The organism is Caldimonas mangrovi (assembly GCF_023721835.1).
Lineage (GTDB): Bacteria > Pseudomonadota > Gammaproteobacteria > Burkholderiales > Burkholderiaceae_C > Caldimonas > Caldimonas mangrovi.
Genome location: NZ_JAMKFE010000002.1, coordinates 400932 through 413823, shown reverse-complemented (window position 1 = coordinate 413823; position 12892 = coordinate 400932). Strand labels below are relative to the sequence as shown.

General features: G+C 68.8%; 8 protein-coding genes. 1 reads left to right on the top strand and 7 read right to left on the bottom strand.

The features are described 5' to 3' along the window. Nucleotide 1: 1 nt before the first annotated feature. Nucleotides 2-2158, bottom strand: coding sequence for a TonB-dependent siderophore receptor (locus M8A51_RS04510; RefSeq protein ID WP_251776928.1), 2157 nt, complete (start codon nucleotides 2156-2158; stop codon nucleotides 2-4). 85 nt (nucleotides 2159-2243) lie between these two features. Then, complete coding sequence (locus tag M8A51_RS04505) at nucleotides 2244-3668, bottom strand: 3'-5' exonuclease family protein (RefSeq protein WP_251776927.1); 1425 nt, start codon at nucleotides 3666-3668, stop codon at nucleotides 2244-2246. Between the two features lie 142 nt (nucleotides 3669-3810). On the opposite strand from M8A51_RS04505, the gene M8A51_RS04500 reads away from it, so the two are divergent. Continuing rightward, complete coding sequence (locus M8A51_RS04500; protein ID WP_251776926.1) at nucleotides 3811-5499, top strand: RecQ family ATP-dependent DNA helicase; 1689 nt, start codon at nucleotides 3811-3813, stop codon at nucleotides 5497-5499. Here M8A51_RS04500 and M8A51_RS04495 read toward each other — a convergent pair. From M8A51_RS04495 to M8A51_RS04475, 5 genes are all read right to left on the bottom strand, one after another. Then, nucleotides 5489-6289 (bottom strand): SIR2 family protein, encoded by an 801-nt coding sequence (locus M8A51_RS04495; RefSeq protein ID WP_251776925.1) that lies wholly within the window; start codon nucleotides 6287-6289, stop codon nucleotides 5489-5491. The two genes, M8A51_RS04500 and M8A51_RS04495, sit on opposite strands and share 11 nt — an antisense overlap. A 20-nt stretch (nucleotides 6290-6309) precedes the next feature. Beyond that, the gene (gene cphA, locus M8A51_RS04490; RefSeq protein WP_251776924.1) at nucleotides 6310-8994 is read right to left on the bottom strand and encodes a cyanophycin synthetase; all 2685 of its coding nucleotides are present in this window, start codon (nucleotides 8992-8994) and stop codon (nucleotides 6310-6312) included. Then, on the bottom strand, nucleotides 8991-9911 hold the full coding sequence (locus M8A51_RS04485; protein ID WP_251776923.1) for a cyanophycinase: 921 nt from the start codon (nucleotides 9909-9911) through the stop codon (nucleotides 8991-8993). Before M8A51_RS04485 ends, cphA begins: the two co-directional genes overlap by 4 nt. 25 nt (nucleotides 9912-9936) lie before the next feature. Continuing rightward, nucleotides 9937-10857 carry an isoaspartyl peptidase/L-asparaginase gene (locus M8A51_RS04480; protein ID WP_251776922.1) on the bottom strand — a complete coding sequence of 307 codons (921 nt, stop codon included), beginning with the start codon at nucleotides 10855-10857 and terminating at the stop codon, nucleotides 9937-9939. Between the two features lie 136 nt (nucleotides 10858-10993). Beyond that, nucleotides 10994-12865, bottom strand: a complete 1872-nt coding sequence (locus M8A51_RS04475) for an ATP-binding protein (RefSeq protein ID WP_251776921.1) — start codon at nucleotides 12863-12865, stop codon at nucleotides 10994-10996. Nucleotides 12866-12892: the final 27 nt, after the last annotated feature.

Here is a 12892-nt window from a genome sequence, read left to right as displayed (position 1 = left end):
ATCAGAAATCGAACTTCGCGGCAACGCGCAGCGTGCGGGGCGCCCCGCCGCCCAGCAGGCCGTTGCCGGCAGTGCTCCAGTATTCGCGATCGGTCAGGTTGTCGATGTTGGCCTGCAGCGTGACCGGCGTGTCGTTCCATTTGGTACGGTAGCGCGTGCCGGCCGAGAAGATCGTGTAGCTGCCGATGTAGGCATCGTTCGCATTGTTCACCGCGCGCTTGCCCACGTGATACATCCCGGCGTTGACGGCCCAGCCCGGCACCGCCGGCATCTTGTACTCGCCGAAGAGGCTGAAGGTGCGCTTGGGCGTGTTCTCCGGCGTCTTGCCGACTTCGCTCGGGTTGCTCGTCCGCTTGATCTCGGCGTCGAGCAGCAGGGCCGAGGCAATGATCGACCACCGGCGGCCGATCTCGCCGCTGGCGGAGAGCTCCAGTCCGCGGTACTCGCTGCGGCCGCCGATGACGAACCGGTTCGCGGAGTCGATCGTGGTTTGCGGACGGCGGATATCGAAGTACGCCGCCTGCAGGAAGAGGCTGCGCATCACGCGTGCCTTCACGCCCACCTCTCGCTGCTTGTTCACCGCTGGCGGCAGCACTTCACCGGCGTTGGCCCGGTTCGCCGGCGCTGTCCCGGTTTCCTCCAGCCCTTCCAGGTAGCTTGCGTAGACGGAAACGTCCGGCGTGGGCTTGAACATCACCGAGAGACTGGGCGACGTGTCCGTCGTGCTGTAGCGGTCGGTCCTGGTGGTGCGGACGGTCGTGTTGCTGTAGTCGCTGTAGCGCACGCCGGCGAGAACCTGCCAGCGGTCGCCCAGGCGGATGCGGTCGAAGAGGTACACGCCCTTGTCGACGATGCGGGAGTCGCCGGACCAGCTCCAGCTGGCGGGCTGCAGCACGGGTATCGGGCGCGGATCATGGTAGTTCTGGGCGAACGTGGCGCTGCCGGAATCTCCCAGTTCGCCTTCGCGTTCGTTGTAGGTGCCGCCCAGCGTCAGCTCATGCTGCAGCGTACCCGTGGTGAACTGGCCGACGGTTTCGACGCGATGGTTGGTGTTCTCGAAGCGCTGGCCGTCGGTGAAGGAGATCGCCAGGGTGCCCTCACCCGTTGCGACGTCCTCCGCAGTGTTGAACTGAAAGCTCGAGTAGTGCCGGTCGCGCTTCGTCACCGCCCGCCCGGTTTCCAGCGTGAGGATCCAAGCGTCCGACAGGGAGATGTCGGTGCGCAGCAGCAGGTTGGTCGCTTCGGCGTCGTAGCGCTGCCAGTCGCCGGCCACGTTCTTCGTGTTGCCGGGAACTTTCGGGACCACCAGCGTGCGGGGGTTCTCCTCCGTGTCCTCCCGTGTGAACAGCCCGATCGACGCCTGCTCGCTGACGTCCTTGCGGTAGTGCTCGAGGTCGACCTTCAGGCTCACTGCCGGCGCCACGCGCCAGTCGTACGCCAGGGACAGCAGGCTGCGATCGCCCTTGTAGTTATCGATGCCGATGTCTTCCTTGCCGGCGGCCGCGTTCACGCGCAGGCCCATCGACTGATCGGTTCCGAAGCGTCGGCCGATGTCGACGTGCACATCCGCTGCGCCATGGCTGTTGATGGAAGTGGCGACACTCGTGACCGGCTGGCTGCCCGCGCGCTTGGTGACGAAATTGACGATGCCCGATGGCGGCACCAGGCCGTAGTACAGCGACGACGCGCCCTTGAGCACCTCGACCCGCTCCTTGTTCTCGAGCGGCACGTCGATCAGGTTGATGATCGGCAGCGAGCCGTTGAGGCGATAGTTGCCGCGGTTCTCGACGAGGATGCCCCGGATCGAGATGTTGTCGTAGGTCGATCCGCTCAGCTGCGAGCGGGTCACGCCCGCCGTGTTGCGCAGTGCGCCGAACAGCGTGCGCGCGCCTTGCGCATCGAGCACCTCGCGCGTTACCACATTGTTCGTCAGCGGGACGTCGAGCGGGTCCTGGTCGCGGAAAGTGCCGACCTGCACGGTGTTCGACGTGAAGCTGCGCGTAGCGCCAGCCCGCACGGTCAGGGTTTCGAGTTCCTGCACAGGTTCGACGGTCTGCCCGCGGGCGGCCGGCACGCCGCACAGCCCGGCCATGGCAAGAGCAACGACGAGCGGGTTGGGCGCAGCGGGCCCCACCCCGCGAGAGCACGAGTTTTTCATCACCGACTTCTTGATTTCAAATGCGACTAATTTGCATTCTAATTCCTGTCGGTGGTAAGCCCTGCTTGACGCGCCGGCCGTCCGCTCAGGCCGCGAACAGCTGCGCGCCGGGGTCGAACACCTGCAGCGCCGAGCGCGGCCAGCGTGGCAGGCGCTTTTGCAGCAGCAGGTAGACGTCGCGGTCGAAGCCGGCGCGCATTTCGAGCAGCGGCCAGATCTCCTCCTCCCGCGTGGCGGTGCCGAGGTAGCACCAACGGTTCAGCAGGTGCATCTGCCGGCCTTCTCGCAGGCCCACCGGCCCGTCGAAGGGCCACGGCTGCAGGGCCAGCGGTGCCAGCGCGCGTGCGGTGCGTTGGCGGTGCACGGCAGCATCCTCCTCGCCCGTGCAGGCCCCCTGGCAGCGCCGGATCTGGCGCGCGAAACAGGGGCGGCCGGGCGGCAGCTTCTCCAACCCGAGCGTCGCCGGGCACAGGCCGTGCGCATCGGCCATCTCCTGCAGCGCGGTACGCGCCTTGCGCTCGCTCGTGAAAGCCCCGTAGTAGCCGTCGCCGGCGTGCTGGAACAACTCGGTGGCTTCCACCAGCTGGGCACGCCCTGCGGGGTCCAGCCACCAAGCGCAGACCTCCTCGTTTCGGCGCAGCAGCTTGTTGTGCACCGGCGCGAGCGACTTGATCATCGCGGCTTCAGCCAGCAGCGCGCCGAGCTCGCCGGCCGCCGGCTGCCAGTCGATGCGCCGCACCTGCTGCGACAGTCGCATGCCCTTGGCCGAGCCATGATCGGCGCGGAAATGCGACCACACGCGCTTGCGCAGGTCTTTCGCCTTGCCGACATACAGCGGCAGGTCGTTCTCGCCATAGAAGAAATACACGCCGTGGCTGGCCGGCAACTCGTCGAGCAGCGAGGCATCGAGATGCGAAGGCAGCGTCGGCCGGTCGGCCAGGTGAGACAGCGCGGCACGCACCGCGTCCGCGTCGTGCTCGCCACAGGCCGCCTGCCAGAACTGCCAGATCGCCCGTGCATCGCCCAACGCACGGTGGCGGTCGCTCACCTGCAAGCCGTGGCGCGCGACCAGCGCATCGAGGTTGTGGCGCGCGTGCTGCGGAAACAGCCGCCGCGACAGCTTGACGGTGCACACCACCGCTGGCCGGAACGCACGCCCCAGCCGCAAGAATTCCTGCTTCAGGAAGCCGTGATCGAAACGGGCGTTGTGCGCCACGAACACGCGGTCGCGCAGTCGCGCCTCGATCTCGTCGGCCAGTTGGTCGAAGCGCGGCGCGCCGGCCACCATCTCGTTGGTGATGCCTGTCAGGCCCTGCACGAATGGCGGGATGCTCATGCCGGGGTTGACAAGGCTGCTCCACTCGGTGACGCCGCCCTCGTCCACCTGGATGACGGCCACCTCGGTGATGCGGTCGCCGTTGGGCGTGCCTCCGGTGGTTTCGAGGTCGACGAAGGCCAGGCGCCGGTGGAAGGAGAGGCAGCGTTGCAGCAGCGCGGACGAAAAAGACATGGCGGGGAACATGCAGCCGCTCCATTGTGCCGCCCGGCGCGGGGCCGGTTCTTGCTGCAGGTCGCAGGCGACCCGCCGATCGCGGGAAACCGGACTTCCTGCATGAAAACCAGCACCGTGCCGCGGGGCGCGACTTGATGCAATGACCGCTTCCGTCCGAAGAAGAGCGCGCGCCGGCTGGCGCGCTGAGGCGCAACAACTGCTGAAGCAGACCTTCCGCCTGCCGCGTCTGCGCAATGCGCAGGCGGCGGTGATCGAGCGCGTGATGGCCGACCGACCGACGCTGGCGATCATGCCGACCGGCGCGGGCAAGTCGCTGTGCTACCAGTTGCCGGCCCTGCTGCTGCCCGGCCGCACGCTGGTGGTCTCGCCGCTGATCGCGTTGATGAAGGACCAGTGCGACAAGCTGCGCGCCCGCGGCATCGAAGCCCGTCAGTTGCACAGCAGCCTCGCGGCCGACGAGGAGCGCGAAGCGCTCGCCGCGCTCTCGGCCGGCCATGGCCGGCTGTACTTCACGACGCCGGAGCGATTGGCCGACGCCGGCTTCCTGCGCGAGCTGCAGCGCCACCCGGTCGACCTGATGGTCGTCGACGAGGCGCACTGCGTCTCGCAATGGGGCCACGACTTCCGGCCCAGCTTCCTGGAGATCGGCGCCGCCTGGCAGGCCCTGGGCCGTCCGCGATTCCTGGCACTGACGGCCACCGCGACTACCGAGGTGGCGGACGATATCCTCCGCCAGCTCAAGGTGCCGGGCACCGAAGTGCTCAATGCCGGCGCCTACCGGCCCAACCTGTACTACCGCGTCGAGGCCCCGGCCAGCGAGGAAGCCCGGCGCGACGCCCTGCTGCGCCTGCTGGCCGAGTTGCCGGGCAGCGGCATCGTCTACTGCGCCACCGTGAAGGCGGTCGACGCCGTGCACGCCCTGCTCGGACAGGCCGACACCCGGACCGCCCGCTACCATGGCCGCATGCCGGCCGGCGAGCGGCGCGCCGAGCAGGACCGCTTCATGCGCCGCGAGGCACGCGTGATGGTCGCCACCAACGCCTTCGGCCTGGGCATCGACAAGCGCGACACGCGATTCGTCGTGCACTACCAGATGCCGGGCAGTCTGGATGCGTACTACCAGGAGTCGGGCCGCGCCGGGCGCGACGGGCAGCCGGCCACCTGCGTGCTGCTCTACCACGGCAAGGACAAGGCGGTGCAGCAGTTTCTGATGGCCGGCCGCTACCCAGGGCGCGAGGAACTGGCCGCCGCGCTCGACGCCCTGCGCGCAGGGCCGGCCACGTTGGAGCAGTTGCACGAGCGCGGCCCGGTGCCGCGCAACAAGCTGCAGGTGACGCTGAAGCTGCTGCGCGACGCGAAGATCGCGGCGCGCAACCGCACCGGCACGTGGCGGCTGCTGCGCGAGCCGACCGGCGACGCCGAACTCGAGACGCTGGTCGCAGACGAACGCGACCGCCGGGCGCACGACCGCGAGATGCTCGAGCGCATGATCTTCTACGCACGCAGCGGCCTGTGCCGTTGGCAGATGCTGCTCGAATACTTTGACGAGGACGAACGCGCCGAGCGCTGCGGGCACTGCGACAACTGCCTGCGGCTCTTGCAGCACCAAGCCCAGACGCGCGACGAACGTACGGCCCCCGAAGCGCCGCGCGAACCGGCCGGCTCGGTCCTGCGCCCCGGCACGCCGGTGCGCGTGCCCCGCTACGGCGAGGGCGAGGTGGTCGAGGCCAGCACCGACAGCGCGACCATCGCCTTCCCCGACGGCCGAACGCGCAGCTTCGTGGCCGAGTACGTCGAACGCATCGAAGCGGCGAGCACTACCGGATGACCAGCTCGAGAAACTCCACCAGCGCCTTCGACGGATCGTCCGCGTCCACCGACAGCATCTCGATGCCCCACTGCGACAACACGGCTTCCTGCACCGGGTTGGGCTTGGGCGAAAAGATGTACGAGGGCGGTTGCGGCATGCCCGGCATCGCCGCCTTCCACAGGCGCGAAAGCTTGAAGAACAAGTAACGGATGTTGATGTCGGCCAGGCTGTAGCCGACGAACAGCACCGAGCGGCCGAGAACGTCGGCCCGCAGCTTGATGTCCAGCGGCGACTCGAACTCCAGCCGGCGGAAGTAGCTCGTCTCGTCGAGCACGATGGACTCGTCGTTCTCGAAGTCGCCGTGGAACTTGATGATCTGCGTCACCTCGGGGCGGATGCGTGCGAGGTCAGCAACGCTGACGATCTTCACGTATTCGTGCCCGTAGTGATCGAAGGCGTTCTCCAGCCAACGGTCGTAGTTGGTCGTGTAGATGATGTGAAAGTCGCCCTGCACGATCAGCTCGTGCACACGCGAATGCTCGACGCGGATGTCCTTGCCGTGCCACTGCCGGTCCATCCAGCTTCGCAGCGGGCCGATGTTGCCGTGCTGCAAGCGGAAGTACTCCGCCAGCGCCAGGTAGCTGCCGTACTCCCGGAACTCCTTCGGCTCGAAGTCGAGCTCGCGCGCCATGTGGTCGATCAACGCACTCCACGGCGGCAGGCCGAGCGACAACGACACCCCAGCCCCGACGAAGAGGATCAGTTCGCGGCGCCTGTACGCCGCCCTGAGAGGATCGAGCTTGGCCATGCTGGTTCGCCCGGCCACCGCTACATCATGGTCGCCGGCTCGGGCGGTGCCGGTGCATCGTCGGCACGCCGGGGTCCTTCGTGCAGCGGCAGATCGAGCATCTCTTCCACCGGCTCACCGGCCGCGGCCTCGACGTCGTGCACGTTCACTGCACAACCGTACACCAACAGGTCGCCGGGGCGGCAGCCGGCGAGGGCACGCCGCAACGCCTCGCGCACGGCCGGTACGGTATGCACCGGCTTGGCCGGCGCCGCCTCGAGCGCCGCTGCCGACAACACGGCGGCAGTCTCGCCGGGAGCCCGACCGCGGTCCTCGTCCAGCTCGAACACGAAGATCTCGTCGAGCCGTTGTGCACACAGGCGCGCCATCTCCCGCAGTTCGGCGTCCCGGCGGTCGCCCGGCGCAGAAACGACGCCGATCACGCGTACGGGACGCAAGGCATCGACCGTGTCGAACAGCGCCTCGTACGCCGGCGTGTTGTGTGCATAGTCGACCAGCACCTGCACGCCGCGGACCCGCAAGACGTTCATGCGCAGCGGATTCGCTTGCACCGAACACCGGAAGCCGCCGAGCGGACGTGCGATGTCGGCGGCCGGCAGGCCGAGCGCCGCGAGGGCTGCGATCGCCGCCAGCGCATTGCTGACGTTGTGCGGCGCACGCCCGCCGAAGGTGAACGGCAATTGGGCGACCTCGACGATCGGCTGCGCCCAGCCGCGGCCGAGCAGCCACGCGGCACCGTGACGCAGCACCACGGCGCGGCCGCCAGCCTTGACATGGCGCGCCACTGCCAGGTGGTGCGGATCGGTGGAGAAATACACGACCTCGACGCCCGGGTCGAGCCGTTCGGTCATCGCGACGCAGTGCGCGTCCTCGGCATTGAGCACCACCGCCTTGGCGGCCGCTTCGGCGACCACCGCCTTCACGTCCGCCAGCGCGTCGAGCGAGTCGATGTCGTCCTGCCCGAGGTGATCGACGCCGACATTGAGCACCACCGCCACGTCGCAACGGTCGAAACACAAGCCGCGCTTCAGGATGCCGCCACGTGCGGTCTCGAGCACCGCGACATCGACATCCGGGTCGCTCAGCACCGTGTGCGCGGACCAATAGCCGGTGCAGTCACCTTCGATCACCGTCTGCCCACCGATGCTCACGCCTTCGGTCGTCGCACAGCCGGTGCGCCGTCCCAGGCTGCGCAACACGTGGTCGATCGCGAGCGTGGTGGTGGTCTTGCCGTTGGTTCCGGTGACCGCAACCACCGGGATGCGGCCGGTCTCGCCGGGTGCGAACAGGCTGTCGGCAATGGCCTGTCCCGCTGCGCGTGCAGTGCCGTGCGACGGCCATTCGTGCATGCGTATGCCCGGGGCTGCATTCACCTCGATGAGGGCACCACCCTGTGCAGCGAGCGGCACCGAGATGTCTTCGCAGACGAGGTCGATGCCGGCCACGTCGAGGCCGATACGGCGCGCGGCGCGCACGCACAAGGCCGCGGTCTGCGGATGCAGGCGGTCGGTCTCGTCTTCCGACGTGCCGCCGGTGGACAAGTTGGCATTGCCTCGCAGCACGACATCGACACCTGCGGGAGGCACGCCGTCGAGGGCCCAGCCTTGTTGCGCCAGCGTCTCGCAGGCCGATTCGTCGAGCCGAACGCAGGTCAGCGCACTGGCATGGCCGTCACCGCGCCGCGGGTCGGCGTTCAGGCGCTCGACCAGTTGCTGCACGGTGTGGCAGCCATCGCCCGTGACGCTGGGCGGTCGCCGGCGTGCGGCCGCCACCACGCGGTCGCCGACGACCAGCACGCGATGGTCGCCGCCCGACACGGTGCGCTCGACGAGTACCTGCTCGTCGTGCGCCTGCGCACGCGCAAACGCGCTGGCAACCTGCTGCGGCGTGCTGACCTGTGTCGACACGCCCTTGCCCTGGTTGGCCGCCAGCGGCTTCAGCGTCACGATGCCGCCAATCTCGCGCGCGGCCTGCTGCGCCTCGTCGAGGGTGCGTACGGTGCGGCCCGTGGGCACCGGCAGCCCGGCATCGGCCAGCAAGCGCTTCGTCAAGGCCTTGTCGCTCGCGATGTCGACCGCAATGTGGCGGCTCTCGCCGGTCAGGGTGGCCTGGATGCGCCGCTGCGCCGAGCCCCAGCCGAGCTGGTACAGGCAGGGCTCGTCGCCCAGCGGCAGCACCGGAATGCCGCGCCGCCGCGCCGCATCGAGCACCGCGCCGGTGCTGGGGCCGGGCGCCCACTGCGCATGCAGATCCTTCAGTTCGCGCAGCACGGCGGCCACATCGAAGCGGGCCGCTGCTGCGGCCGCCTCGACCAGCGCCACGGCATGGTCCAGTGCCCGCAGCGCGACCTGCTCGACGCGATAGGCGCACACCAGCCGGTAGTGGCGCGGTCGGCCGTCGATCATGCGCGTGCGCCCGAAGCGCACGTCGTCACCGGTGAGCGACTGCAACTCGAGCATCACATGCTCGGTGATATGACCCATGTAGGTGCCCTCGTGCAGGCGCTCGACGAAACCACCGGCATGGCCACGGGAGCATTCATGGGTGCTCAGGCTCGGCAGCCATTCGAGCAGGCGCTCGGTGAAGCCCGGACTTTGGCTGGAAGCCACTTCGTCGAGCGCCTCCAGATCGAGCACGGCCTCGACGCAGGGTTTGCGTGCGTAGCGGTTCGGGCCGCGCAGCGCACGGCGGTAGATGATCTTCATGAAACGGTCTCGTTGCTGGAGAGGATGTCGACGATCTCGTGCAGCGTCGGCGTCAGTTCGCGGCAAACCTGCGCATCGCTGCAGGCGCCCGCGCGATGCGCATAGCTGGCACCGGCGGGCAGCAGGTGCAGGCGAACGTTGAGCAGCTCGATGAATTCGCGCTCCCCGATGTCGAGGAAGTTCGACGACATCTGCCGGCCGTCGACGAGCGTGACGGCACCGTCGCCGACCACCTCGAAGCCCGAGCCGCGTTCGACCACCAGCGCAGTGTCTTCGTCGACGCCGATACCCAGCAGCGTGGGGTTCTGCGCCACGACGGCGAGCAGACGCCCGAGCCGCCGACGCTCGGAAAAGTGCTGGTCCACCACCGCGCGCTGCAGGAAGCCGAGCCCGGCGGCGAAGCTGACGACGCCCTTTTCCGGGTGGATGTCGCCTTGCCCCTCGGCAATCATGTGCGCCGACATCGCGGAGGCGCCAGCGCTGGTCCCCGCGATGCAGGTGCCTCGCTCGGTGAAGGCGCGGTGCATGGCGGTGTAGGTGGCGGTGCCGCCGATCAACGCGAGCAGCTTGCGCTGGTCGCCGCCGGTCATGAAAACGCCGTCGGCCGTCAAGATCGCCTCGACCACCTCGGGATGGCCGGCGTCCTCGCGGGAATGGACCGCCAATGCGCTGCAGCGCGCGACACCGAGAGCCTCGAAAGCGCGCTGGTAGACCTCGGCGACCTCCTCGTGGAAGGAACTGGCCGCCGTCAATACGACGATCTTCGGGTCGGGTGCACAGGTCAGCTCGACGAAGCGGCGCAGGATCACCTTCTCCTGCACGCGGTCCTCGTTGCCGCCGATGATCACCAGGTGACCGGCGCCGGAACGGTGGTCGCACGCGATCTTCTCGGCGGAACGCTCTCGGGTCTCGCTCATGGTGCTTGTAACGATGTCAGGGCGCTCAGACGAGGACGTGGGCCGCCATGTCCCGGTTGCTGCTGGCACCCGCCCCGTCCCGCGTGACGCCGATCAGTCCGACGCTGATCTCCTTCGGCAGCCGCGCGACGCCTTGGTTCAGCGCCTGCTGCAAGGGCATGCCCTGGGCCACCCAGTCGTAGACGGTGCGTGCCAGCATCTGCCGCGCGATGTATTCGCCGACGCCGGTTGCGGCGATCGCGCCGTGGTCGCCGGCGTAGTAGCCACAGCCGACGATGGGCGTGTCGCCGACGCGCCCGAGCAGCGAAGGCGCCGAGCCGCCGGTGGATGTGGCCACCGCGAAGTCCCCGTCGGCTGCCCGCACGACCGCGCCGACGGTGCCGTTGCCATGCCGCTTCATGGCCTCGTCCCAGGGCATCGTGTAGTTCCAGAAACGCTTGAAGACCGCCGCCTTTGCGGCGCCTTCCCGGTCGTCGGGATCGGCCTGGCTCGGGTCGTCGAAGGCGCGCAGCAGCTGCGCGTGGTAGCGCTTGGCGGCCTCGCCGGTGCCCAGAGATTCCTCGAAGCCGCACACCTCGGCAAAGCGGCGTGCACCATCGCCGGCGATCAGCCAGTGCGGCGTCTGCGTCACGGCCTGCGCAACCAGCACCGGATTCTTGATGCCCTGCAGGCAGGCGACGGCGCCGAGCCGGCCGCGGTTGTCCATCACGCCGGCATCGGTCTCCACGGTGTACCCATCCAGGCAGAGGATGGAGCCGCTGCCCGCGTTGTAGCGGCCGTCGTCCTCCATCTCCGTCACGGCCTCGACCGCTGCGTCGAGCGCCGTGCCGCCGGCCTGCAGCCGACCGAGTGCGCGTTGTGCGGCTCGCTCGCATCCATCGCGCCATGCGCTCGGGCTGCCCGAGCCGCCATGAACGACGATCGCCGCTGGCGCGTTGATCTGCATCGACAGGTCTCCGTCTTTTGCTTCGGCATCAGACGGTCGGCAATCGGCATGCCGGGGGCCGGCGCTGGCTGAAGCAGCGCCGGCCGGACAGGCGTGCGCGCCCATGTGTGTAAAAAAGAGAGGTTGCGGAAGGGCTTCAGCCCGGCGGGCGGTCGGTCACGGGAGCGTCCTGCAAGGCACGTCGCGCGACCGACTCCACCAAGGGCAGCACCTGCGCGAGATCCGCCGGCTTGACCAGGTGGTGGTCGAAGCCGGCCTCGCGCGCACGTTCGCGGTCACTGTTTTGCCCCCAACCGGTGACGGCGACCAGCAAGGCGGCTCGCGTGGCGGGCTCCGCGCGCAGCCGGCGCGCCACCTCGTAGCCGTTCAGACCGGGCATGCCGATGTCGAGAAATGCCACCGCTGGCGGTCGCGCGCGGGCCGCCGCCATCGCCGCCACGCCGTCGTGGGCCAGCATGACGCGGTGGCCGAGTGCCTCCAGCACTTCGCCGAGGCTGGTGGCGAAATCGACGTTGTCGTCGGCGATCAGCAGGTCCAGCGGCACGCTCGGCGTGAGGCCGGACGCGGGCCGCTCGGGGGTGCGCCGCGATGCCGCGGGGTCATGGCAAAGCGGCAGTTCCACCGTGAATTGCGAACCATGCCCGAGCCCCGGGCTGTGCACTTCGATGCGCCCATCATGCATTTCGACCAGCTGGCGCGCCAGCGTCAGGCCGACCCCCAGGCCGGCGCGCCCGCGTTCGAGCGATCTGTCGACCTGCATGAAGAGTTCGAAGATCGCCCCGTGCATCCGAGGGTCGATGCCGATGCCGTTGTCGCGCACGTGCACCGCGACGCACTGCGCCTGGACGTCCATTTCCAGTTCGATGCGTCCGCCTGCGTCGGTGTACTTCGCGGCATTGCTGAGCAGGTTCGCGAACACCTGCGCCAGCCGGGTCGCGTCGGCGTCGACCCACACCGGGCCGTCCGGCATGCGCGCGACGAACTCGTGCCGCCGCTCGCGCAGCACCGGTTCGGCGATCTCGATGGCGGTGCGCAGCACGATCGGCAGGTCGATGCGCTCGCGCTTGAGCACCAGCTTGCCGGTGGTGATGCGAGAGACCTCGAGCAGATCGTCGATCAGGCGCACCATCTGGCGCACCTGTCGCTCCATGATGCCGCGCGTGCGCTCCCGCGTGGCCGGGTCGGCGTCGGCGATCTTCAGGATCTCGAGCGAGTTCGTCAACGGCGCGAGCGGGTTGCGCAACTCGTGCGCCAGCGTCGCGAGGAATTCGTCCTTGCGGCGGTCGGCCAGGATCAGCGCCGCCTGCGCGCGCTGCCGTTGCTCCATCTCGATCTGCAGCTCGTGATTGCTGCGCTCCAGCGCCTCGGTGCGCCGGCCCACTTCGAGCAGCATGTTGTTGAAGGCATCGACCAGCGCCCCGATCTCGTCGTCGGTGGTCTTGGGCACGCGCAGGCCGTAGTCGCGCTTTTCCATCACCTCGCGGGCAGCCGCGGCCACGGCCAGAATCGGTCGCGTCACCGTGTGCTGCAGCCGGTTGAACACCAGGGTCGCGACGACGAGACTGGCAACCATCACGGCAGCCAGGATCGCGAGGTAGTCGACCAGCCGGCCCATCACCTCATAGCGCGCGCGCAGGTAGACCGATCCGATGCGTTCGCCGTCGCGCCGGACCTCCTGCACCAGCTCGATCTCGTCGCCGGCGATGCGGTATCCGTCTTCCGCGGGATGCGCCGGAAGGTTCGCGGTGGCACCCTCCGGAGCGTAATGCGCGAACAGCTCTCCGTTGGCCGTATAGACCGCCGCAGCGGTGATCTGCGGCCGGTGACGCAACAGCGCCAGGTCCTGACCCGCGGCACGCGCATCGTCGAAGAACAGTGCCGGCACGCTGGCGCCGGCCAGCAGGTGAGCCTGCGTCGCCAGATCGGCCACCCACGCGTCGCGATACGCGCGCAACTCATAGATCAGCAGCGCCGTCGCGCTCAGCAGCAGCGCGACACAGGTGGTCACCAACGCCACCTGCGTCATCCGGCGTCG